Source organism: Balneolaceae bacterium, from assembly GCA_034521495.1.
GTDB lineage: Bacteria > Bacteroidota > Rhodothermia > Balneolales > Balneolaceae > Rhodohalobacter.
Genome location: JAXHMK010000009.1, coordinates 35,674 through 60,580 on the forward strand (window position 1 = coordinate 35,674; position 24,907 = coordinate 60,580).

Sequence of the window (24,907 nt, forward strand, 5' to 3'; positions counted from 1 at the left end):
TGTGTTAGCTAAAAATCTTATAAATACAGATTTCAAACCGCTGGAGCCATCCAGTACCATCTCTACTGCATTGGCAAAGATGGATGCATGGCACTCCTCAAGCATTCCCATTGTGGAACCGACAACCAGAAAGAATGTTGGACATATTTTATTTGATGATATCTCCGACATTACGGATGAAAAGCAAACCATCTCGTCGATCGATTTTCGAGAACCGGTTTCAATATTTGAAGATCAACACGTTTTTGAGATTGTGCGGCAGATGTTACAGCACGAAGTTCGTTTGTTGCCTGTTGTTGATTCCTCTGAAACTTATCTTGGAATTATCGAGAAAAGACAGGTGCTTGAGGCACTCTCAACCATGTTAAATATTGCTACTTCCGGCTCAACCATAACGGTGAAACTTCCGCAATCCGATTTTACGATCTCGGAGTTGGTTCACCTGATTGAAACGGAAGGTGCTAAAATTCTTGGATTAACGGTTGAACGACCTACGGGCCTTGAGGAATCATTGAAGGTGTCGCTCAAAATCAGCCACGAAGATACATCAGCTGTAACATCCTCGCTGCAACGGCACGGATATGTAACAACTACAGAGAATCGCAATGACCTGTTGCAGGTTGATCTCTCCACCCGTGCCGATGAGCTGTTGCGTTACCTCGATGTGTAAGACAAAAATGGCCAAATTATTATATGTGGGAACAAATTAGGTTGAGTGCTATATTTCAGAATACAACAATCAATTTCTGAGCTATTTAGATGTTTTCATGAGTAGAAACCTAATTTCAATCTCCATTTTCGTTTTTCTGCTGATCTGTGCCGGTACAGGTGCTGCCCAAAATCAACAGAACTCTCCCGATGAAACATTTCAAACCGGCCTTACACTGTTCGAGAAAGGTCTGTTTACTGAGTCCATTCCCTACTTTGAAAGAGTAACCGAGCAGGGTTCGAATTCGCTTATCAAGGAAACAGCTGCGTACTACCGGGCGCGTGCGCTTATCAGGATCGACTCTACCGGCACGAACCGGTATGTAGATGATTTTCTCCAGGCTCATCCCGGCAGCAACCAGACAGCAGTTCTGCTGAGAGATGTAGCAGAAAAACATCTGAAAGCAAAAAATTACGAAGAGGCGATCCGCCGAATGGATGAAGCTCTGAATTTTCCACAGACGTATGATGATAAAGCTGAGTTATATTACACGCTTGGGGAAACGGCTGCTGAAGCGGGTAATTTTGACCTGGCCCGAGATTATTTCCTGGAACTGGATGATACGCACAGCAGAAGTGTTTGGGCGCCGAGGGCACTCTATGCACGTGGACGGCTCTTTCTCGAAGAGGAAAATTATCCGCAAGCGTCACAGGCATTTGAATTGTTGAGAGAACGGCATCCCCGGAATGCTATGACCCGGAGGATTGGTACGGCTTTAGGAGAATCCTATTATCAGCAGAGGAAATTTGAAGAAGCGATTGAAGCTTTCCTCGATGCTCTGCCTTACCTGGATGATGAAAACCGGGCCAAAGCTGTATATCTGACTGCAGAAAGTTACAACGCTTTGAATAACTACGAAGATGCCACAAGATTTTACCGGCGATATCTGAATTCAATTGATGACCCGGAACAATCCCGCATTGCTCACTATGGACTCGGTTGGGTGTTCCATAAACAAGATATTTACCACTGGGCGGCTCGGTCGTTTGGGGAAGCTTCTTCGGGAGACGATGAGATTGCGATCAAAGCTCAATATTACGAAGCTGTCAACCAAAAACTGGCGGGCCGTTATGAGGAAGCATTGGAATCATTCCGGGAGTTTGGTGAACGGTTTCAAGAAGGTTTATTCCAGGAACAGGCAAGGTTTGAGTGGGCGATAACAGCGTTTGAAATGGGGTTGTACAATGAGGCGATTGAAGTTCTTCTGCCGCTTGCACGTGAATATGAAACACTGGAAAACCCGGGACAGATTCTAACATTTTTAGGAGAAGTGTACTACGCCAATAACGAATACACGCGTTCGATGGAAACCTTTCAGCTTGCCGAAGAGATGACAGATTTAGATCCGGCATTGAAGCGGCAGGCAAGATTTCAGCTGGCATGGGTACTTTACTATAACCAAGCCTATGCGCAGGCCCAGCCAGACTTTGAACGGGTTCATAATGAGGCACCGGATTCTGAATTGGGCAGTGAAGCCCTGTTCTGGAGTGCTGATGCCAATTTTCAGATTCAAGAATATGGTCGGGCTGCACAACAGTTCGATGCATTCATTCGGCAATATCCGGATCATGAATTGGTTGGAGCAGCCAAATACAGTTTGGGTTGGACCTATTTTAAAATGGGTGATTTTGCCAATGCCACCGCTCCGTTAATCGATTTTTTGAATAATTACGAACCACCGCCAATTGTGCTTTTTCCGTATGAAACGGATACCAGGCTTCGGATTGGGGATGCTTTCTTTGCACAAGGAGAGTATCAACAAGCACTTGAATATTACCGGGCCACTATTGGTGCCGAACCGGGAGGCGATTATGCGATGTACCAGGTTGCGAACAGTTTTTATCGGATGAACCGGAATTTTGAGGCAGTCACTGAATTTCGGCGGTTACTCAGAATCTATCCCTTTAGTAGCTTGCGGGAACAAGCGGCTTATAATATTGCGTATGTATACCTGAATACGGGGAATTATGATCAGGCGATCGAAGAGTTTCAGTCGGTAATCTCCAGGTACCCTGATACTGAATGGGCAGCCCGGGCACAGTACAATATTGGTGATTCTTATTACAATGCGGGTCAATACCAGGAGGCCATTGAAGCTTACCGAACCGTTCTGGAAGAATATCCCAGGAGTGATTATATCATCGAAGCAATAGACGGAATTGAGTATGCGCAACTATCCGCTGGAAATGAAGATACCAGCACAGATGTACTTGAAGACTTTTTAGGTGATAATCCAACATCTACGACGGCAGACCGATTAAGATTTCGCCAGGCTGAAAATGTATTTCGGACTGGAAATTATGAAGCAGCCGTACGCGAATTTCGTCAATATTTAAGAGTTACCAACAATCGCGAGTTGATGCCTGATGCTTATTATAATCTGGCAGATGCCTATACCCGAACGGATAGCCTGGCACAAGCATCGGATGTTCTTCAAACACTGGTGAATGAATTTCCCAATTCTGAGCAAACTGCGCCGGCGCTTGCCGAACTTGGCCGGATTCAAAACGAGATGGGCAACTACAATCAATCACTGCAATACTTTCAACAGTTGCTGGAGAAAGATGAACGATACCAGCAGGAAGCGTACCTCGGCATTGCAAACGCTCAATTAGAACTTGGAAATATAAATGAGGCCCGACAGAATTTTGAACGTGTGCTGTCTATCAATTCAGAAAACGGTGCAGCCAGAGTTGGGCTTGGTAAAGTTCTTATGCAAGACGGCAGACACGATGAAGCCCGGCGATTCTTCCAGTTGGTTGTAGAAAATAATACAACAGAAATCGGTGCAGAAGCTCAATATTTGTTGGGCGAGTCGTATCTGGCAGAGGGTGACAGGGAATCTGCATTAGAGGCTTTTTCTCGAGTAAGTGTACTCTTTGAAGCATTTTCTGTATGGGTAGCCGAAGCTCAATACAAAACGGCAGAAATTTATATTCGCCAGGGAGATCGCGGGCAAGCCCTGAACCTGCTCAATTCTATCGTAGAAACATATCCTGATACTCCCGGGGCTCAAAAAGCAAGACGTTTACTGCAATCCAATTAAATCATGAAAAAAGCTGTTCACCCGGTAGCCAGGCTATCCGGAAACATTGTACCACCCCCCGACAAATCTATTTCTCACCGATCCGCCATGTTCGCGGCGCTGTCATCCGAGGATAGCCTCATCCAAAACTACTCTTCTGCGGCAGATCCGCAAAGTACCCTTGAGTGTTTAAGACAGTTGGGCGTGAAGGTGCATCAAAATGGCTCAACTGTAAAAGTTTCGGGTGTTGGAAGAGATGGTTTTCAAGAACCAGACAAACCGCTGGATTGCGGAAATTCCGGTACAACGATGCGTTTGCTGAGCGGAATTGTAGCCGGAGCCGGAGTGAAGTGCAGTATGATTGGTGATGAATCTCTCTCCGCACGAACCATGAAACGAATTATCGATCCGCTGCAAAAAATGGGTTGCAAGATTGATGGAAAAGAGGGGGTTTATGCACCGCTTGAAATCGATCCGCATGACGGAGTAAAAGGAATGAGATATCCCTTGCCGATTGCCAGTGCTCAACTTAAATCATGCGTCTTGCTGGCGGGATTGTTCGGCGAAGAGCCGACCGAAGTGATTGAAGATGTATTGAGCCGAGATCACACCGAACGGCTTCTTCAACTGGAAACAGAACCGTATGGATCGGGCAAAATTATTCGAAGCAGCTGGGATCATGTTATCCCACCGCAAAATTATAGTGTGCCCGGTGATTTTTCCGCAGCCGCTTTTTGGCTGGTAGCCGGTTCCATCCATAAAAATGCAGAGATCAATCTGAATGGAGTTGGTGTTAACCCAAGCCGTGATGCAGTTTACCATATCCTTGAGGAGATGGGTGCTTCATTCAAAAAGACAAACAATCGGCTGGCTGGAAAAGAACCTGTGTCCGATCTCTATGTAGAATCTTCAGATCTTCAACCGATCAATCTGAATCCGGCGCTTATACCCAACTGTATCGACGAACTTCCAATCCTGATGGTAGCCATGTGCTTTGCTGAAGGAACATCTGTTATAACCGGGGCTGAAGAACTTCGGCATAAGGAAACCGACAGACTCTCGGCTATGGCTGAGATTTTGAATTTAGCCGGGGCAGATGTAGAGCTTCAAAAAGATGGAATGATCATTCACGGAAAGAGAGATTTTAAGCCGGCATCAGCTACCTATCCTACCTATCACGATCACCGCATGGCCATGGCAGCAGCCGTGCTTGCTACCAAGGGAACTGACACCTCTGCAATTACTCATGCAGATTGTACTGCCATCTCTTATCCAAATTTTTGGAATCATCTGCAGACTTTAAGTGATTCTGCGATCTAAACTGGCATGAGGTCACATTTCTAAGGTTTTCTATGTCAATACGTCAGTGAAGTATCGGCCCGGGATACGTTGGCATTGAGGTTGCTAAACATATAGTAAAAATGGTGAAAAAATGAGCAATCTGAATATTGACATAGAAAAACAACTTTCAAGACTCGGCAAAGATATCCAGGGTTTTGTTGAACGAATGGTTCCGCTGAATGTGGAAGCAGGAGATTTTAAACCCGATTGTGATATCGTTGAAAGTGAAAACTTGTATTCACTTTATATGGATCTGCCGGGTATGAAAAAGAAAGAGATTAGCATCACCTTGAAAGACAGAATTCTCACTGTAAGTGGCGAGCGAGAACTGTTTCTTGAAGATGATGAAATATTGAAACGTTCAGAAAGAACTCAGGGATCTTTTTCACGATCATTTGCACTCCCTGAAAATGCAGATGTATCATCTGTAACCGCCACATTTAAGGATGGGGTGCTCCATGTGAAAATTTCAAAAACAGGGTTGGAAAGCGATGACGATTCGCAATCCATTCCCATTAAGTAAGAATTTTAAAACGAATAAAAATTAAGACAAGATAGGTAGATTATTATGGGTAAGATTATTGGAATTGACTTAGGTACTACAAACTCGTGCGTTGCCGTAATGGAAGGGAACGAGCCAGTAGTTATCCAGAATTCGGAGGGTGGAAGAACAACTCCTTCAGTCGTCGCTTTTTCTAAAGATGGCGAGCGATTGGTTGGTGCTCCCGCCAAAAGACAGGCTATTACAAATCCTGATAAAACCGTTTCCTCTATTAAGAGATTTATGGGGCGGATGTATAATGAGGTCAAAGAAGAAATTGACCAGGTATCATACAAGGTGGTAAAGTCTGATGATGACAACACCGCCCGGGTTCAAATTGAAGACAGAAAATATGCCCCGCAGGAGATCTCTGCGATGGTACTTCAAAAAATGAAGCAAACCGCAGAGGAGTATCTCGGTGAGAAAGTAACGGAAGCTGTTATTACAGTGCCGGCTTACTTTAACGATGCACAGCGTAAGGCAACTCAGGAAGCCGGGAAAATTGCCGGACTTGAAGTAAAACGAATTATTAACGAGCCAACAGCTGCATCACTTGCATACGGTCTCGATAAAAAAGAAAAAGATCAAACCATCATTGTGTATGACTTTGGTGGCGGAACGTTTGACGTATCTGTTCTGGATCTCGGTGAAGGTGTTTTTGAAGTAAAATCATCTGCCGGTGATACCCACCTTGGTGGTGACGACTTCGACCAGAGAATTATTAAATATCTGGCTTCTGAATTTAAAAAAGATGAAGGCATTGATCTGAAAGAAGATCCAATGGCGATGCAGCGATTGAAAGATGCCGCTGAGAAAGCCAAAATTGAGCTTTCCAGTTCTCAGAAAACAAATGTAAACCTGCCGTTTATTACTGCAACGGATTCAGGACCGAAGCACCTGAACATCGACCTTACTCGAGCCAAGTTTGAGCAATTGGTTGATGATCTTGTGAAGAAAACCATTCAACCGTGTGAGAAAGCACTGAAGGATGCAGGTATTTCCAAAAACGATATTCATGAAGTTATCCTGGTTGGTGGTTCAACCCGAATCCCGAAAATTCAGGAAGTTGTGAAAGAGTTCTTCGGGAAAGATCCAAGCAAAGGTGTAAATCCCGATGAGGTTGTAGCTGTAGGTGCTGCTATACAGGGTGGAGTTATGACAGGAGATGTTGACGATGTAGTTCTCCTCGACGTAACACCGCTTACACTTGGTATTGAAACACTGGGTGGCGTAATGACGAACCTGATTGAATCCAACACAACGATACCGACCAGCAAGAAAGAAACATTCTCTACAGCTGCGGACAATCAAACCAGTGTTGAGATTCACGTACTGCAGGGTGAACGTGCCAAAGCTCAGGATAACAGAACGCTTGGCCGATTCCACCTTGACGGAATTCCACCGGCACCACGCGGTGTACCACAGATTGAAGTTACATTCGATATGGATGCAAACGGTGTGCTGAACGTAAGTGCAAAAGATAAAGGCACCGGAAAAGAGCAAAGTATTCGAATTGAATCTTCTTCAGGATTGAGCGAAGATGAGATAGAGAAAATGAAAAAAGCTGCCGAGGAGCATGCCGAGGAAGACAAGAAAGTCAAAGAGAGAATCGAAACTCTCAACAAGGCAGACTCCCTTATCTTTTCAACAAGAAAGCAGCTTGAAGAGCACGAAGATAAGATCTCAGAAGACAGTAAACAGAAGATCGAAGATGCCCTGACGAAACTTGAGGAAGCTCATGAGCAGGAAAATATCGACGAACTTGAACCTGCAATGGAAGAGTTGAACCAGGTTTGGGCAGCTGCTTCTCAAGAGATCTATCAGGCTTCTGAAGCTCAGCAACAACCTGGTGCAGGTGCCGGAGCAGAAGGCGGTCCGTCACAAAACGGATCAGGTGAAAGCGAAGGATCTGCTGAAGGGGATGATGCTGTAGATGCCGACTTCGAAGTTGTGGATGAAGACGAAGACGATAAGAAGTAAGCATTATTGATTCCCTGAATATAATTGAAAGCCCTCTGTTATATCTACAGGGGGCTTTTTCTTTTTTATAAGCTCATCATAAAAATTGTATTTTATGGCTTATCAAATTACTGATTGTGCATTGTGAGTTTTACAGTTAAAAATACTGATTTTTTGATTGTCGGTAGTGGAGCTGCCGGTTTAAATGCCGCTCTTGAGGCAGCCAAATATGGCGAGGTATTTCTTGTTACTAAGTCTACCCTGGATGAAAGCAGCAGTTACTGGGCTCAGGGAGGTGTGGCAGCCGTTCTTGAAGAGTCCGATTCGTATGAAAATCATATTTCTGATACGCTGGAAGCAGGCCGGGGATATTGCAACCGGGAAGCAGTGGAAATTTTGGTAAAAGAGGGATCTGAAAGAGTTAAAGAGCTGATTGATAAAGGAATGCCTTTTGAAAGAACAGGCGGCCATTTAAACCTTGGGATGGAAGGCGGCCACTCAAATCGACGAATTTTACATGCGAACGGTGCCGCAACCGGGAAAGCTCTGGTGGATTTTTTAATCTCTAATATCCAGGAAAACGATCGGATTACTGTTGCAGAAAATGTATTTGTGTATGATTTAATCAGTGAAGAGAACCGATGCTTTGGAGCTCTTGCTTATCTTTATGAAGAGAATAAAGTTCTGCAGATCCAGAGTAAGGCAACAGTTCTGGCCACGGGCGGCTATTCAGGTTTATACACCAGAACAACCAATCCACATACGTCGACCGGAGATGGTTTATGGCTTGCTCTCAATCATGGAGCGATTTTAAAAGACCTGGAGTTTATCCAGTTTCATCCAACTGTATTTTATAGCTCAAATGGAGAGGGATTTCTGATTAGTGAAGCCGTTCGCGGGGAAGGTGCCAGGCTTTACAATACTTCCGGCGAGCGATTTATGGAGAAATATCCGAATGGTGAATTATCGCCCCGCGATGTAGTATCGAGAGAAATATTTAATCAAATTTCGGAGCAGGATAAAGACTTTGTGTTTCTTGATTTGACCCATCTGGACGATTCAAAAATCAGAGATCGATTTCCGGGATTGATCAAAAGGATTGAAGATCGTGGAATTGATATCACGAAAGAGGGGATTCCGGTGGCTCCTGCAGCACACTATTGTATCGGCGGAATTGAAACCGATTTGGATGGACAAACAAATATTGAGGGTCTTTACGCTGCCGGGGAAGTTGCGGCAACAGGCGTGCATGGTGCCAATCGCCTGGCGAGCAATTCTCTGCTTGAATGCCTTGTATTTAGCAAACGTGCAATCGAGCATGCAAGTAGTTTAAGTGAGAGCAACCGGATGATTGGTATTACAATGAAACCGTTTACGCTTTCTCCGGATTTAGAAGAGCCATTTATGGTTCAGAAGAAAACCGTTACATCTCTGTTGAATCGTTTTGCGGGGATTGAGCGCGATGACTCCGGCTTGCACCAGGCGTTTGATCAGATCAGCCACGAACTTAAATCACCTCTTTATCATCAGGGAAATGAATATTTCTTTTTGCGGATGAAGGAGATGGTAAATATTGCTGAGTTGATTGTTGTAGGGGCCTTGAACAGGAAAGAGAGCCGGGGTGTGCATTTTAGAAAAGATTTTCCCGAACCGGACGATTCTTACAAAGAACCAATGCGATTTTATAAAAACCGTTACAACAAAGTTCAGGCTGTTTCATGATTTTTACTGAAGTTTCAAACAAGGATTGGCTTGATGATCTTATCGACGTAGCACTGGCAGAAGATATTGGTGGCGGCGATGTGACTACAGATGCAATTATAGATGATCAGAAGAAAGCCAAAGCAGTATGGGTGGCTAAACAGGATGGAGTTGTTACGGGATTAAATGTTGCAAAATTTGTCTTCCAAAAACTGGATGAAAAGATGAACTGGAAACCGCTTATTAAGGATCCTGCTCCAGTTAAAAATGGTGATTTGATTGTTGAAATTACCGGAAATTGCAGATCTATTTTAACAGCAGAACGAACGGCATTAAATCTTGCTCAGCGTATGTCCGGTATTGCCACAAAAACGGCTGAGATTGTGAAGGAACTGGATGGATTTTCAACAAAAATTTTAGACACCAGAAAGACAGTCCCCGGATTGCGAAGACTTGATAAAATGGCCGTTGAAGCGGGTGGCGGTACAAATCACCGCATGGGACTGTACGATTTGGCAATGATTAAAGACAATCATATAGAAGCTGCTGGCAGCATTGCGGCGGCTGTTAAGCGGGTACGGTCAGATAATCCCGATATCAGAATTGAAGTGGAAACCACGAATATTGATCAGGTTGGGGAAGCTTTGGATGCAGGGGCAGATATTATTATGCTTGACAACATGAGTTTAGTTGATATGCGTAAAGCTGTTGATGTTATCGGGAATCGTGCACAAACAGAAGCTTCCGGCAACATTACAAAAGGCAATATTCGTGAAGTTGCTGATACCGGAGTCAATTTTATCTCGGTTGGTGCGTTAACTCATTCCGTCAAGGCATTTGATATCAGCCAGCGAATCACAGAAATTTTTTAATTAAGTGACCTTGAAGAGTGCAAAGGAGACTTTCAAAAAAAAGGATGTTTTAATAATCTCAGAACTCAATTTTGTCATGCCGGACCCCGATCCGGTATCTCCATATTTGATTGAAGATTGGAGATTCTGTCCCAAGGACTCCTTTGGAGAATCGAGTTCAGAATGACATCCTTTTTTGGACAGTCTCACAAGGTACTTCAAGAGTTACGCTTTTAGCATAAATGCGAACGCTTCAGGGATCCCGGAAAAGTTCTGGGAACGCTTGAAGGTTTTTACAATATCACAATTACAAATATGGAAACCGTAGTAAACGAAGATTTAACCACCGAAATTCTTGAGCTTAAGGAGCAGCGAAATGCTGTAATCCTGGCTCATAACTATCAAATTCCCGAAATTCAGGATATAGCAGATTATGTTGGCGATTCGCTGGGATTATCTCATCAGGCCGCTGAAGCAGAGGAAGATGTAATTGTCTTTTGTGGCGTTCACTTTATGGCCGAAACCGCATCGATCATCTCACCGGATAAAACCGTTTTAATTCCGGATCTCGAGGCAGGTTGCTCGCTGGCTGACAGTATCACAGTTGATCAGCTCAGGGAGTGGAAAGCTCAACATCCCGGAGCCGTTGTGGTTTCGTATGTGAATACTACAGCAGCAGTGAAATCCGAAAGTGATTACTGCTGCACGTCATCGAATGCGGTGGGTATTGTGGAGTCAATTCCCGAAGATAAAGAGATTCTGTTTTTACCGGATAAATTCTTGGGAGCCTATGTGGAGATGATCACCGGCCGCGAGCTAAATATCTGGGAAGGAGCCTGCCATGTGCATGAGAGAATTGGTGAATTAAACCTTGCCGAGAAACAGAAGGAATATCCCGATGCAGAAATATTGATTCATCCGGAATGTGGTTGTTCAACATCCTGTATGATGAAATCTGCTATGTATTTTGATTGTAAAGACGGTCATGTGCACTCCACGAGTGGTATGTTGAATCGTGCGAAGGAATCGGAAGCAGAAGAATTTGTAGTGGCAACAGAGACCGGAATTCTTCACCGAATGGAGAAGGAAAATCCCGGGAAGAAATTCTATGCAGCCAACGAAGAATCCGTTTGTGATTACATGAAGATGATTACGCTCGATAATCTTCGCGATGCGCTCAAATACAAACAGTTTGAAGTGAAGGTTCCGAAAGAGCTGGCCGAAAAAGCCAAAGTACCGATCGATCGGATGCTGCAGGTAGGGTAATATGCAAACATCTGAGTTGACTCAGGATACCTGACAATACGATGTGAGATTCTGAATCAAGTATACTCGTTCCGAAGCTCCTGCTTCGGAATGACATATAGAAGCTCTGCTTCTCTGAAATTTTTAACTATTGAAAAGAAGCGGAGCTTCTTCAGGTAATACGATCCGAAGGAGACCTTCGGATCGAGAAAAGTACATTAAATTATATGACCATCTTAGGTATCGAATCATCCTGTGATGAGACAGCTGCTGCAGTGTGGGCAGACGGAGAGATTTTATCGAATGTGATAGCTTCTCAAACAATTCACGAAAAATTTGGCGGAGTTGTACCGGAACTCGCATCGAGAGCTCATCATAAAACGATCTGGAAAACAGTAGACCAGGCTCTCAGGGAAGCGGAAATTTCTCTGGATCAGGTTGATGCCATTGCCGTTGCACAGGGACCGGGGTTAATTGGTTCGTTATTGGTAGGGCTCAGCTTTGCGAAAGGATTATCAATCTCTCAGGATTGTCCGATTATTGGTGTGAACCATATTGATGCACACATGTATGCCAATTTTATTGAGCATGAGGAGGTGTATCCGTTTGTGGCCTTAATTGTCTCAGGAGGACATACCCGGCTGGTTCATGTGGATGAAATTTTTTCGCACAAGGTACTCGGTAAAACCAGGGATGACGCCGCAGGAGAAGCATTCGATAAAATTGGAAAGCTGCTGAATCTTGACTATCCGGCCGGGCCGGTTATCGATAAACTTTCAAAAGAAGGTGATCCATCTTTCCACGATTTTCCGCGTTCTATGATTAATAAAGGATTGGATTTTAGTTTTTCCGGGTTGAAAACAAGTGTTCTCTATTACACACAGGATAAAGGAGAAGAATTTATTCAAGCGCATTTGAATGATATCTGCGCGAGTGTTTCGGCGGCGATTACAGAGGTACTTCAAACCAAATTAAAAAGAGCTGTAAAAAAGACAGCAGTTGAGAATGTAATGGTAGCAGGAGGTGTTTCAGCAAATTCAATGCTGAGAGAAAAAGTTGAATCAATAGCTCAAAAAATGGGATTGAATCTCATGATCCCCTCCATTCAATATTGTACTGATAATGCGGCAATGATTGCCATTACAGGTGCGTTAAAAGCAAGAGAGGGAAAGTATGATGATTTACAAATCAAACCATTTGCAAGATTGGCTTAGACTGAAGAATTGTAGTGACTGGTTCAAGTGTGCTCCGTAAGAGGTCTCTTAGGCAATCTTGTGGGAGTTAATGGGTTATTCGAGACTTCGTCAGAGATACGGTTCTCGATTATAGATTCATCATCAGTTCTTATCAAAAACAACGAGAGAATTCATTCAAAAAGGGAATTAAAACGTTTATTATACACACATAGCTTTATTTGCAAAAAAGTTCGAAATTGAGGGCTTGCGTTTTTATCATATTTAAACAAGCAGAACTTCGTTTAAATAGATGTAGTTTAGTAACATATGAGGTAGATTTTCGATTGTATGGCAAATGTGGATACAGATATCCGTGAACAGGTAGATCAATTTGAGCTCGACAAGAAACAGGCGAGCGGCTTACGGGGATTGTTGCGTCAATGTCACAAGCACCTGGAAGAGACGGATGATGAGTTTATTACCAGGGCTTTCAAACTTTGTTGTAAATCGCATGAAAACGTAAAGCGTGCATCCGGCGAGCCGTATTATCAGCATCCGCTTGAGGTTGCAAAAATTATGGCGGAGGAGTTCAACCTGGATGATCTCTCTGTAGCCGCCGCGCTTTTGCATGATACCGTAGAAGACACCAGCGTTACACTTGAAGATATTGAAGAGCTGTTTGGATCTACTGTAAAACATATCATCGACGGTCTTACCAAAATTACGGGTGTATTTGAAAATCGTGATACAAAACAGGCAGAAACGTTTATGAAGCTTCTGCTGTCGATGGCGGAAGATATTCGGGTGGTATTGATTAAATTTGCGGACCGTCTTCATAACATGCGTACGATCCAGCATCTGCCAAAACAGAGGCAGTTGAATAAGGCAACAGAGACAATAGAATTGTATGCGCCGTTGGCTCACCGGTTCGGGCTGTTTAAGATCAAGAATGAATTTGAGGATCTCTGTTTTAAGGTGATTGATCCGAATTCGTATAAATTCCTGGTTCGAAAACTGAGGGAGAAGCGTGAAGCGAGAGAGGCGTTTATTGAAGAGTTCATGAAACCCATCAAAGAGGAGCTCGAAAACCAGAATTTCTCATTTGAAATTAAGGGTCGCCCGAAGCACATCTATTCCATCTACCGGAAGATGCAGACGCAGCAAAAGCCGTTTGAAGAGATTTACGACCTGTTTGCCATTCGAATTATTCTTGAAGATCCACACACGAAAGAGGATTGCTGGAGAGTCTATTCCGTAATAACCGATTGGTACACGCCGATTCCGAAACGGTTTCGCGATTTTATTTCAGTTCCCAAAGCCAATGGATATCAATCCCTTCACACCACGGTAATTACCAAACAAGGGCGGAAAGTGGAGGTTCAGATTCGAACCCGAAAGATGGATTATATTGCTGAACAGGGACTGGCTGCACACTGGAAGTATAAAGAAGGCAGCAGTGGAGACAGTGGTGAGCTTGATAAATTTGTGAACTGGGTACGGGATGTTCTGGACACACCGCGACCGGATGCTGCCACCGAATTTGTGAAGGACTTTCAACTAAACCTTTACCAGGATGAGATCTACGTATTTACTCCCCAGGGAGAATTGAGGACTCTTCCTAACGGTGCTTCCGTAATAGACTTTGCTTTTGATATTCACAGTGAGATTGGTGAACGGGCCGTATCAGCCAAAGTAAATGGGAAAATGGCTCCCTTGCGCCAAAAATTAAATATTGGAGACCAGGTAGAAATTATCACGGGTAACAAGATCAACCTGAATGCCGACTGGATGGAGGTCGTGGTTACGCACAAAGCGAAAGCCCGGATCCGCCAGTATATTAAACAGAAAGAGAGACGCGTAGCCAATGAGGGTAGAGAAGCGTGGGAGAAACGGGCATCAAGAGGTAAAGTGGAAATTTCTGATCAGGAGCTTACCAAAATTGCCAAACGATTTAAGTTTAACGATGCACAGGAGATGTTCTACGAAATTGGCTCTGGTGCATTCGATGTAAATGAACTCTACCGGATCGTTAAACAGTTGAAGAGTAAAGGCAGGTTTGATGATGAAGAGGAGGATGATCAAACTAAAAAACTATCTACAGAAGAGATTACCAAGGAGTATTATACAACTGCACGATCTGTTGGCGACGGGAAAGCACTTCTTGTAGAAGGCCAATTAAGCGATGTAAAGTATTCGTATGCAAATTGTTGTAATCCAATTCCGGGCGATAATGTAATTGGATTTATCAGCCGAAACGGAGATGTAAAAATTCACCGGTCGAACTGTAAAAATGCCCATCACCTGATACGAACAGAGAGCGAACGAATTGTGGATGTCTCCTGGGCAAAAAATATTGAAGAACAATTCCTTGGGGCCATAAAAGTGATTGGAGAAGACAGGGTGGGACTTGTGAATGACCTTACAGAAGTTCTCTCCAAATCGATGCAAACAAATATGAAGAGCATAAATGTAAGCAGTGAAGGGGGGATGTTTGAAGGAATTATTACAGCTCATGTAAACGATCTGAAACACCTCGAAAAAATTATACAAAAGATCGAAAAAGTTGATGGTATTAAGACGGTGATGCGCTATGAGTGATTTCTCCTATGTTCCATAGGTACAAACACTTATATCGATTATTTGGCAAGAAAATTCTATGTTCTTACTGCAAATCTTGTTATTTTTGTTGATGTTATAGTGTTCGATATTAATTAGACAGAGCGACTAAAAAAAAGAATAAAATAGGATGGTTACTTACACAAAACGTGATATTGTACGCGCAGTTGCTGATAAAATGGATGTGCCCCTAAACCAGGCAGAACCATGGGTAGAATCTGTTATCGAATCTTTAAGAGACAAGATGATGGCTGCCGATCCTACCTGTAGAATTGAGCTCAGAAATTTTGGGGTGTTCGAGGTAAAAGAAACAAAAGCGAAACCAAAAGCACGTAACCCCAAAACCAACGAAGTGATCTACGTACCGGCTCACAGAAAGACACATTTTAAGCCGAGCAAAAAGCTGAAGAAGTTCTTGAAAAAACCTCTGAGCGAGGTGAAAGGAGACGATTGATTGTCTGAATTCGGTAGAATTTTAGGTGTGGATGTGGGCAGTAAACGAGTGGGTTTAGCCCGAACCGATCTGCTCAGAACAAATGCAAATCCATTTGGCACCTTTCCGCCGGATCAATCCATCAGGGAGATAGAAAAGCAGGTACAAACAGAAGGTCCTGTGAAGGCCATCGTTGTAGGGTGGCCTTTAACCCCTCAGGGAGATCCCACTGATGCTACTGAGTTAGTAAAGAATTATATTCAATCTCTGAAAAAAAAATTCAGAGATATTAAAATCTACAAAATGGACGAACGTTACACCTCGCGCCAGGCTTTAAAGTTATTGGTTGATGCAGGTGTACCTAAAAAGAAACGTAGCGAAAAGGGAAGGGTAGATCAGGCTGCAGCAGCCTTGATTTTACAGCAGTTCCTGGAAGCACATCCCGAAATTTAGAAATGTCAGTTTTACCTATAGTTACATACAACGACCCAATTCTAAAACAGAAAACCGAACCGGTCTCAGAAAATAGTGAAAAGCTTCAGACCCTGATTGATAACATGTTTGAAACCATGTATCAAGCCAGCGGAGTTGGACTTGCAGCTCCTCAGATTGGAAAATCCATACAGCTTTTTGTGATGGATGCGGATTCCATAACCGAAGAGGTAGATGATGAGCCGAACATCGGGCCTGTCACATTGATCAATCCGGAAATCATAAAAGAGGATGAAGAAAAAGTAAAACTTGAAGAGGGGTGCCTGAGTATTCCGGAGGTGAGAGATGATGTTTCAAGGCCCAAATCCATAACGGTGAGGTATAAAGACCGGGATTTCAACGAGCAAACCATGGAGACATCAGGCTGGATAGCAAGAGTGATTCAGCATGAGTACGATCATCTGCAGGGTGTACTTTTCCTGGATTATCTGAGTGCATTTAAACGGAGACTTCACAAATCTACTCTCAAAAAAATTGACAAGGGCAAACTGGAAACAGATTATCCACTGGTTTCTAAATCGTAGGTACAATCATGCGGTCACTCAATATTGTTTTTATGGGATCGCCCGATTTTGCGATTCCCAGCCTTGAAAAAATTCATGAATCGAAGCATAATATCCTCGCTGTTGTCAGCAATCCTGATAAACGAAGGGGAAGAGGCCGAAAACCAGCACCTACGCCGGTTAAAAAGAGGGCAATTGAACTGGATCTCCAAACGATTGATGTTGATGATTTGAACTCAGATTCGTTTCATAATCAACTCAAAGAGTTAAAACCGGACCTTTTTGTTGTTGTAGCATTTCGAATTTTACCGGCCTCTGTTTTAGAGATTCCCTCTATTGGTTCTGTGAATCTGCATGCATCACTATTACCAAAATACCGGGGAGCTGCACCCATCCACTGGGCGATTATCAAAGGAGAAAAAGAGACTGGCTGTACTGTATTTTTTCTGGATAAAAAAGTGGATACAGGAAAAATTATCGCACAGAACCGAACAGTTATCGATCTGTTTGAAACAACCGGAGATGTTTACAATCGTCTTAAAAAATCGGGTGCAGATCTGTTGGTTCAATCGATCAATCGAATAGCAGATGGAACTGTTGAACCAACACCTCAAAATCACGAACTGGCAACACCGGCGCCAAAACTCTACAATGAAAATACACACATTGATTTTAGTAAGCCCGCGAAAGAAGTTCACAATTTTATTCGTGGGACTGAGTCCCTTTCCTACAGCATGGTGTAGCTATGATGAAAAAAAAATGAATATTTATAGATCAAAACCAGCTGATGATGTGAAACTAAAACCGGGTAAACTTCATTTTAAAGATGGAAAGTTATTTGTTGGCTGCGGAGATGGTGCCATTGAAATTGTAACACTGCAACTACCCGGCACAAAAAGAATGGCCGGTAAGGAATTTGCGAATGGATATGATCTTGATATTCAATTACAATAGGGTATAAAAACCGTTTTTGTTGCGGTTGAATCGATGATTAAAAAAAAGATGTTTTTGACAGTGGGAAGTTGACTAAAACAACTTTTTTTGAGATATACCCATCAAGTATTTTAACGAGATAAAAAAAATATAATAAAGATTAAATATAGGTAAACATGGAGCTTTCACCTTTATTACAAGCTGCCCGGGATGGAAATTTAAAACAAGCTAATGAGCTTATTGAAGAGGGAGCAGATATTAATGAAACCAGTAAAAATGGATCTTCGGCTTTAATTTATGCTGCTGAAGGGGAACACATGGAGGTTGTAAAGTATCTGATTGAACATGGCGCGGATCCCGCCATTCAAACCAAGATGGGAGGAACAGCTCTCAACAGGGCCGCTGAGAACGGAAACATCGAGATGATGAAGTATTTGTTGGATAACGGTACACCAATTGGAGATTTAGCCTTGATTGTAGCTGCCCGCGAAGGTAATCCGGAGGCGGTAAAAGTATTAATTGAATCCGGTGCAGATGTTAATGCAAAACAGAGATGGGGGCAAACAGCATTAATGCTTGCCGCAAGAGAAGGGCATTCTGCTGTGGTAAAACTTCTGCTCGATTCAGGAGCAAACGTTCGGAAAAAAGATAAAAATGGCGATACTGCACTCAACATTGCGATAGATAACGATAATTCTGATATAGCCATACAGTTACGCCGGGCAGGTGCAAAAGCTCAAATTAAACAGAGCAGCCCTGTACAGGAGGAAGAAGATGAAGAGGATGATGTGGGAGACGATACTCCGGATGTAGATGAGCTAATCTCGGACGATGAGATGCCGGATGATGTAGATCTTGACGAAGATATTTAAAAAAGTATTCTCACATCTTAATATATTGTAAAACTAAGTTTTAACTGTAATTAGAAGCGCTTTCAATTTCCATAAAAATGGAAAGGGAACAAATAAACAGTTATTTTGAGATGATTAAAAGAATACAATCAAATCAACTAATTTGAATTGAAACGGAGTAATAATTTATGGCTAAAGTAAAAGTAGGTATTAACGGATTTGGACGTATTGGACGGCTTGTTATGCGGGCGATCCTAAAAAATGAAAGTGATAAAGTTGAAGTTGTAGGTATTAACGACCTGACCGATGCCAAAACACTGGCTCACCTGTTTAAAAACGATTCTGTACATGGAAAGTTTGATGGTGAGGTTTATGCAGATGGCAGTAATCTTGTGATAAATGGCAATAAAATTGGTGTGACCGCAGAAAGAGATCCTGCAAACTTAAAATGGGGAGATCGCGGTGCAGAAGTAATTATAGAGTCAACTGGATTTTTCCGTGACTCAGAAAGTGCAAGCAAACATATTGAAGCAGGTGCTAAAAAAGTAATTATTTCAGCTCCCGGATCTGCTGATATCCCAATGATTGTGCTTGGAGTAAATGATGATGCCATTGATAAAGATGGAAAACTTTATTCCAATGCCAGTTGTACTACAAATTGTCTGGCACCGATGGCTAAAGTACTGGATGAAGCATTTGGTATTGAAAAAGGATTTATGTCAACCATTCATGCATATACAGGAGACCAGCAATTGGTTGACGGCCCTCACAAGGATCTTCGACGAGCCAGGGCAGCAGCGCACAATATTGTACCAACTACTACAGGCGCAGCCGTTGCCGTAGGGAAAGTACTTCCACATCTGGATGGTAAATTAGATGGTGGTGCAATTCGTGTTCCGGTACCCGATGGATCTCTGACTGACTTTACAGCTGTTGTAAAACAAGATACAACTGAAGAAGAAGTATTGGCTGCGTTTAAAAAAGCAGCGGAAGGTTCTATGAAAGGAATCCTGGAATACAGTGAAGAAGAGCTGGTTTCAACTGATATCATTGGAAACCCACACTCCTGTATTTTCGACAGCGGAACCATTAAAGTAGATGGTAACCTTGTGAAAGTAATTGGCTGGTACGACAACGAAGCTGGTTACTCCGCACGAACTGCTGAACTGATTACACGAATTGTATAAACAAACTCGTTCGTAATTATTGAAACCCGTTTCGGAGTCATTCGAAACGGGTTTTTTTATCTGCAAAAATTTTTCTCTTTATTGAATCTATGGAGACACTCAAAAAAGATCCGGACACCTCTAAAAACAAATCCTTTATGATAGATGTGGAGGGGATGCATTGTGCTTCTTGCGTATCGAGAGTTGAAGATGCTATTAAAGAAGTTCCGGGTGTGACCGATACATCGGTGAATTTGGCTACTGAAAAAGCAAAGGTGTCCTATCAAAAAAAATTGGATACCCAAAAGATTGTGGAAGCCATTGAAAATGCGGGTTATAATCCCAGGCTGGAAACTCTTCAGATTGATGTAAAGGGGATGAGTTGTGCATCTTGTGTTGGAAATGTAGAAAGTGCCATTAAAAATACGCCGGGTGTAAAAGAGGTTTCTGTGAATCTGGCTACTGAAAAAGCAACAGTGCAATTTTATTCAGGAGCAACGAATGCCTCAAAGATTATAGAATCTATTCAGGATACAGGTTACCAGGCAGAACTGATCACTCCCGAAGATGACCGGCTTGATAGAAAAAAAGAGGAGAAAGACCGGGAATTAAAAGATATAAAACGTTCTCTTATCATTGCTGCGGCTTTTAGTATTCCTATCTTTTTGATTGAGATGGCATCTCATTTTATAACGCCGGTAGGGAACTGGCTGGAAAGCACGGTCAGCTCACAAAACCTGTACTACCTGTTTTTTGTATTGGCAAGTGTAGTTCAGTTTGGCCCCGGTTTGAGATTTTACAAAAAAGGCTGGCCGTCTTTGGTGAAAGGAACTCCGGACATGAACTCTCTTGTGATGCTGGGTACCACTGCCGCCTATGGATATTCAGTTGTCGCTACTTTTCTGCCACAACTACTGCCAAGCGGAACGGTGAATGTCTATTATGAGGCCTCGGCCGTTATTGTGACGCTTATTTTGGCCGGCCGATATATGGAAGCCATCGCTAAAGGGCGGACCAGTGAAGCGATTAAGCGGCTCCTGAATCTTCAGGCCAAAAATGCACGGATTGTACGAAACGGACAGGAGATGGATCTGCCGGTTGAAAATGTACAGATTGGCGATACTGTTATTGTTCGACCCGGTGAGAAAATTCCGGTAGATGGTGAAGTGGTAGATGGCGAATCTTATATTGACGAGTCGATGATTTCCGGTGAGCCGATTCCGGTTCAGAAGACAAAGGGTGATGAAGTCATAGGAGGAACCATCAACAAAAATGGAAGCCTTTGGTTTAAAGCGACAAAAATAGGGGCGGATACGGTTCTGGCTCAAATCGTGCAGATGGTTGAGGAAGCTCAGGGATCCAAACTGCCCATTCAGTCGATGGTGAATAAAGTGACCCACTACTTTGTTCCGACGGTGATTACACTGGCAATCATTACATTTGGAATATGGTTAATCTGGGGCCCCGACCCTGCGCTTACGTTTGCATTGGTAAATGCGGTAGCTGTTTTGATTATCGCTTGTCCATGTGCAATGGGTTTGGCTACACCTACGTCTATCATGGTGGGAACCGGGAAAGCGGCTGAAATGGGAGTGCTGTTCCGTCAGGGTGATGCACTTCAGGCCCTTCGAAATACAGATACGATTATTCTCGATAAAACCGGTACCCTCACAAAAGGTCAGCCCGAATTGACCGATCTGCAAACAGTGAATGGCTTCGATTCCAGTCAAATACTACAATGGGTGGCTTCGGTGGAGAAAAGCTCTGAACATCCCATCGGGGAAGCGATTGTTCAGGCAGCAAAAGAGAAAGAGTTAGACTTGGTTGAGGTTTCTGATTTTAACTCAAGAACCGGTTTTGGTATTGAAGCTGTCGTTGACGGAAAACAGATTTTAATTGGGGCAGACCGATTGATAAGAGACGCCGGCTTACACCTGAGCCAGTTTGAAGAGAAAGCAAACGGGTTGTCTGATGAAGGGAAAACACCCGTTTATGTTGCAGTTGATAATAAGGTGGCTGCGATATTAGCTGTGGCCGATTCCATCAAAGAAACCACGCCAGCGGCTATCCGGGCATTGCATGATCTGGATCTTGAAGTGGTGATGCTGACAGGCGATAAAGAGCAAACTGCACGGGCAATTGCCAATGAACTTGGTATTGATGATGTGATTGCAGAAGTGTTACCGGATGGCAAATCGAATGCGGTGAAACAGCTCCAGGAACGAGGCAAGAAAGTGGCGTTTGTGGGAGACGGCATCAACGACGCACCCGCACTTGCCCAGGCTGATGTGGGAATTGCCATTGGAACCGGAACGGATATTGCCATTGAAAGTGCCGAAGTGGTCCTCATGTCAGGCGATCTTCGAAACGTACCGAATGCCATTGCGCTTTCTCAATCCACCATTCGAAACATCAAAGAGAACCTGTTCTGGGCGTTTATCTACAACATTATTCTAATTCCCCTGGCTGCCGGCGCACTCTATCCGGCGTTCGGAATTCTTCTCTCTCCAATCTTTGCTGCCGGAGCGATGGCCGTTTCAAGCGTGTTTGTGCTGGGAAATGCGTTACGGTTGAAGCGGTTTCGTCCGCCGATGATGGCTGTGAGTTGATTCCAAAGTCCTCTTGCCAGTCGCGTTTTTTCTTCGGGGAGAGGGGATTTAGGGGTGGTGTTAAAACAATTTTATAAACTCTGTGACAAACCTATGGAATTTTAAGCCTGAGATTGATCTCTTTTTACCCATTTCTTAACGAGTTGACTGGCTTCACTGCTCGAGTGCAGATTATCGGATTCGGCATCTTGAATTCCTTCGTCAATGGCTATTTTCTCATCGTCAGTTAATTGTTGCTGTAGCATGCTTTTATTTTTTATACACATACCCAAATATCTGAATAACTATAAAGGTTCCCGTTAATCCCGTTATTGAAGCAATCAGATCGAACGTATCATAGACGTTGTTCCCTCCAAGGTTATGAAATTTTAGTTCCTGGGATAGAACATATATTGCAGCTATAACAACTGCACAAATATGGATCTGTATATCCTTAATCGTGCTCGTTTTTTTGATAAATGATTGATGTATCTGTAAGAGAATTCCAGTCAGGAGAAGAGTCCCTATTATTGCTTCTAATAAATTTGGGATGGAGTTGGTAAGTATTAATACAAATCCTGACCATTCATTTTCTAATATCCAGGGCCTTAGTACAGCTTGTTCAGGATAAACAATAGGATAGATACGCCAAATAAGTATCTAACATATTTTTTTATCTGTATCTCTTTCATAAGTTATCAACCCGAAAAACTAAGTTCCAAATTTCACCTGATTTCATCTCTGATATTAGTCAGATCCAGAATCAATCCACCCCAAATGTGTATGCTTAAAACTGTCCACAAATTTTAGTCCATATCCGATAATCCTGTCCAGGCTTGAATGGCCAAACAGGATAATGCCTGCCAGTTCGAGCCATGCATTCCCAAGATACCATCCGAGGCATAAAACAAGAATCGCCACAGCTTTGTGGTGGAACAGGTTGTACGTCCATGCTCCAACTTGGTTTCCTGCAAGGTAGCCAAGCATTCCAATATCAGGAGCGAGAATCAGCAGGGCGTACCACCACCATGCAAAGTCAGTCATGCTAAAAAGAACAATAGAAAAGCCGAACATGGCAATTTCTTCGAGTTTAATGAGGTTTTTCATAGTGCGCATTTGTTAAATACTAAGCTCCGCGTTTCACCGCGCCCTCAGCGGTTTAATTAATAACCGCAGTGAACGCTGAGGAACGCTGAGAAATGAATTAATCATCAATCGCCTGGAACACCAACTGCCGGAACTTCCAGCCGGTTTGGTCTCCGGTTGGGCCTTGGGTTTGTTTGAAGATCAGGCCAATTAGATTTTCATTTGGATCCGCAAAATACTGGGTATTGAAGTATCCTCCCCAATCAAATGTGCCGAGGCTTCCGCGGCCGCCCATCGCTTCGCCTTTTTCGTCAATCAAACCGAACGCCAGTCCGTAATCGGTACCGCCGTCGCCCAAAAGATCACCGACTTGGTTTTGCATCATAAAGTTGACCGTGGTTCTGCTGAGGAGTCGTGTTCCGTCGTACTCACCGTTATTCAAATACATCTGCAGGAATTTGGCGTAATCTTCAACGGTACTGGAGAGGCCGGCCCCGCCTGAGAAGAATGTCATTTCGCCCGTTCTTGGGTAATCGGGATCGTAAAACGTAACAGGGTAGGGTTCCCAATCACCATTCTCATCTTTGCGCTGCACGGTAACCAATCTGTCATGCTTAGATTCGGGAAGGTAGAACCAGGTATCATCCATGCCAAGCGGATCAAAAATGTGTGTTCTCAAATACTCATCAAACGGCATGCCGGAGATCTCCTCAATAAAATATCCCAGTACATCCAGGCCTTCGCTGTAGGTAAATTTTGATCCCGGCTCATGATGAAGCGGAAGTTTGGCGAGTTTGGTTATGCTCTCTTCAATGGTGATATCTTCTGTGGTAAACAGATCCGTTACACCGGCTTTTTCATAGATCATCCGCATGCGTTCATCACCGTCAATCACGCCATAACCAATTCCGGACGTGTGAGTGAGAAGATGACGAATGGTAATCTGATTTTCAGCAGGAACTGTTGTATAGGTAGTATCTTCGGAATTAAACGTATCCAGGATTTGAGCATCGCCGAAAATTGGGAGGTATTCAGAAATGGGGTCATCCAACCTGAACAATCCCTTTTCCCATAACATCATCACAGCCGTCGAGGTGATCGCCTTGGTTTGGGATGCAATTCGGAAAATGGTATCTGTTTGTAACTCACGACCGGCTTGGTTATCCGCCATTCCAAACGCTTTTTTGTAAACGATTTCTCCATCTCTGGCTACAAGCGCTACGGCACCGGGAATTTGGTTTTGGTCGATGGCATTTTGGATCATATCATCGATTCGGGAAAGGCGCTCGTCAGACATCCCCGCATCTTCAGCAACTCCCTCAGCAAGAGGCGGCGAGTAGAGGATCGATTCGGTTTGGGCGTAGCTATTAAATGAAGAGAAGACAAAGATTATGGCAATCAGGTATCGCATATTAGTGGGTTTTTGTTAGACAGTTATTCTCCACTAATATAGCAGAAAAAATGAATCAGTTAAGATCAAATGCAAATTCTGAAGCTTAACTGCCCAACGCCTGCTCCACATCTCCAAGAATATTCTCGGCACTTTCCAGGATCACAGCAATCCGTATCAAATCCGGAGTATTTACATCTGCCTGGTGCTCGTCTTCAGTCAGTTTGGAATGTGTGGTGGATTTACGATCTGTAACTTGCATTTTACTGACGTAAAGCATCAGTTAATTTTTCAAATAGTTG

The 24,907-nt window shown here is 43.4% G+C and carries 22 protein-coding genes; 18 read left to right on the forward strand and 4 right to left on the reverse strand.

Annotated elements, in window-relative coordinates; translation table 11 throughout:
• Position 1: 1 nt before the first annotated feature.
• The 18 genes from U5K72_05110 (at position 2) to U5K72_05195 (ending at position 22,150) form a co-directional block, all read left to right on the forward strand.
• Complete coding sequence (locus U5K72_05110; protein ID MDZ7718182.1) at positions 2 to 670, forward strand: CBS domain-containing protein; 669 nt, start codon at positions 2 to 4, stop codon at positions 668 to 670.
• 97 nt (positions 671 to 767) lie between these two features.
• A complete protein-coding gene (locus tag U5K72_05115) occupies positions 768 to 3,755 on the forward strand; it encodes a tetratricopeptide repeat protein (GenBank protein MDZ7718183.1) in 2,988 nt (995 codons plus the stop codon).
• Between the two features lie 3 nt (positions 3,756 to 3,758).
• On the forward strand, positions 3,759 to 5,054 hold the full coding sequence (gene aroA, locus U5K72_05120; protein MDZ7718184.1) for a 3-phosphoshikimate 1-carboxyvinyltransferase: 1,296 nt from the start codon (positions 3,759 to 3,761) through the stop codon (positions 5,052 to 5,054).
• Positions 5,055 to 5,166: 112 nt separating this feature from the next.
• Positions 5,167 to 5,598 carry an Hsp20/alpha crystallin family protein gene (locus U5K72_05125; protein ID MDZ7718185.1) on the forward strand — a complete coding sequence of 144 codons (432 nt, stop codon included), beginning with the start codon at positions 5,167 to 5,169 and terminating at the stop codon, positions 5,596 to 5,598.
• A gap of 45 nt (positions 5,599 to 5,643) precedes the next feature.
• Complete coding sequence (gene dnaK, locus U5K72_05130) at positions 5,644 to 7,596, forward strand: molecular chaperone DnaK (protein MDZ7718186.1); 1,953 nt, start codon at positions 5,644 to 5,646, stop codon at positions 7,594 to 7,596.
• 123 nt (positions 7,597 to 7,719) lie between these two features.
• Positions 7,720 to 9,297 carry an L-aspartate oxidase gene (gene nadB / locus U5K72_05135; protein MDZ7718187.1) on the forward strand — a complete coding sequence of 526 codons (1,578 nt, stop codon included), beginning with the start codon at positions 7,720 to 7,722 and terminating at the stop codon, positions 9,295 to 9,297.
• Complete coding sequence (gene nadC, locus U5K72_05140; protein MDZ7718188.1) at positions 9,294 to 10,148, forward strand: carboxylating nicotinate-nucleotide diphosphorylase; 855 nt, start codon at positions 9,294 to 9,296, stop codon at positions 10,146 to 10,148. The genes nadB and nadC overlap by 4 nt, the downstream gene beginning before the upstream one ends.
• A 285-nt stretch (positions 10,149 to 10,433) precedes the next feature.
• Positions 10,434 to 11,393: a quinolinate synthase NadA gene (gene nadA / locus U5K72_05145; GenBank protein MDZ7718189.1), complete on the forward strand. Its 960-nt coding sequence runs from the start codon at positions 10,434 to 10,436 to the stop codon at positions 11,391 to 11,393.
• 206 nt (positions 11,394 to 11,599) lie between these two features.
• Positions 11,600 to 12,586, forward strand: a complete 987-nt coding sequence (gene tsaD / locus U5K72_05150) for a tRNA (adenosine(37)-N6)-threonylcarbamoyltransferase complex transferase subunit TsaD (protein ID MDZ7718190.1) — start codon at positions 11,600 to 11,602, stop codon at positions 12,584 to 12,586.
• Positions 12,587 to 12,895: 309 nt separating this feature from the next.
• The gene (locus tag U5K72_05155; GenBank protein MDZ7718191.1) at positions 12,896 to 15,145 is read left to right on the forward strand and encodes a bifunctional (p)ppGpp synthetase/guanosine-3',5'-bis(diphosphate) 3'-pyrophosphohydrolase; all 2,250 of its coding nucleotides are present in this window, start codon (positions 12,896 to 12,898) and stop codon (positions 15,143 to 15,145) included.
• A gap of 148 nt (positions 15,146 to 15,293) precedes the next feature.
• The gene (locus U5K72_05160; protein MDZ7718192.1) at positions 15,294 to 15,617 is read left to right on the forward strand and encodes an HU family DNA-binding protein; all 324 of its coding nucleotides are present in this window, start codon (positions 15,294 to 15,296) and stop codon (positions 15,615 to 15,617) included.
• A complete protein-coding gene (ruvX, locus tag U5K72_05165) occupies positions 15,618 to 16,049 on the forward strand; it encodes a Holliday junction resolvase RuvX (protein MDZ7718193.1) in 432 nt (143 codons plus the stop codon). It begins immediately after the preceding gene.
• Between the two features lie 2 nt (positions 16,050 to 16,051).
• Complete coding sequence (gene def / locus U5K72_05170) at positions 16,052 to 16,612, forward strand: peptide deformylase (GenBank protein MDZ7718194.1); 561 nt, start codon at positions 16,052 to 16,054, stop codon at positions 16,610 to 16,612.
• 8 nt (positions 16,613 to 16,620) lie between these two features.
• Positions 16,621 to 17,334, forward strand: coding sequence for a methionyl-tRNA formyltransferase (gene fmt, locus U5K72_05175; protein ID MDZ7718195.1), 714 nt, complete (start codon positions 16,621 to 16,623; stop codon positions 17,332 to 17,334).
• A 16-nt stretch (positions 17,335 to 17,350) separates the two neighbouring features.
• Complete coding sequence (locus U5K72_05180) at positions 17,351 to 17,545, forward strand: hypothetical protein (protein ID MDZ7718196.1); 195 nt, start codon at positions 17,351 to 17,353, stop codon at positions 17,543 to 17,545.
• 155 nt (positions 17,546 to 17,700) lie between these two features.
• A complete protein-coding gene (locus U5K72_05185; GenBank protein ID MDZ7718197.1) occupies positions 17,701 to 18,396 on the forward strand; it encodes an ankyrin repeat domain-containing protein in 696 nt (231 codons plus the stop codon).
• A 167-nt stretch (positions 18,397 to 18,563) separates the two neighbouring features.
• Positions 18,564 to 19,562, forward strand: a complete 999-nt coding sequence (gene gap, locus U5K72_05190) for a type I glyceraldehyde-3-phosphate dehydrogenase (protein MDZ7718198.1) — start codon at positions 18,564 to 18,566, stop codon at positions 19,560 to 19,562.
• 89 nt (positions 19,563 to 19,651) lie between these two features.
• Complete coding sequence (locus U5K72_05195) at positions 19,652 to 22,150, forward strand: heavy metal translocating P-type ATPase (protein MDZ7718199.1); 2,499 nt, start codon at positions 19,652 to 19,654, stop codon at positions 22,148 to 22,150.
• A gap of 101 nt (positions 22,151 to 22,251) precedes the next feature.
• Here the strand turns inward: U5K72_05195 and U5K72_05200 are convergent, their stop codons facing one another.
• The 4 genes from U5K72_05200 to U5K72_05215 all read right to left on the reverse strand — a co-directional run bounded on the left by U5K72_05200 (position 22,252) and on the right by U5K72_05215 (position 24,885).
• Positions 22,252 to 22,395 (reverse strand): hypothetical protein, encoded by a 144-nt coding sequence (locus U5K72_05200; protein ID MDZ7718200.1) that lies wholly within the window; start codon positions 22,393 to 22,395, stop codon positions 22,252 to 22,254.
• A 481-nt stretch (positions 22,396 to 22,876) separates the two neighbouring features.
• A complete protein-coding gene (locus U5K72_05205) occupies positions 22,877 to 23,236 on the reverse strand; it encodes a DUF4260 domain-containing protein (GenBank protein MDZ7718201.1) in 360 nt (119 codons plus the stop codon).
• Between the two features lie 97 nt (positions 23,237 to 23,333).
• Positions 23,334 to 24,626 carry a serine hydrolase domain-containing protein gene (locus tag U5K72_05210; protein ID MDZ7718202.1) on the reverse strand — a complete coding sequence of 431 codons (1,293 nt, stop codon included), beginning with the start codon at positions 24,624 to 24,626 and terminating at the stop codon, positions 23,334 to 23,336.
• 85 nt (positions 24,627 to 24,711) lie between these two features.
• Positions 24,712 to 24,885 (reverse strand): hypothetical protein, encoded by a 174-nt coding sequence (locus U5K72_05215; GenBank protein MDZ7718203.1) that lies wholly within the window; start codon positions 24,883 to 24,885, stop codon positions 24,712 to 24,714.
• Positions 24,886 to 24,907 lie beyond the last annotated feature (22 nt).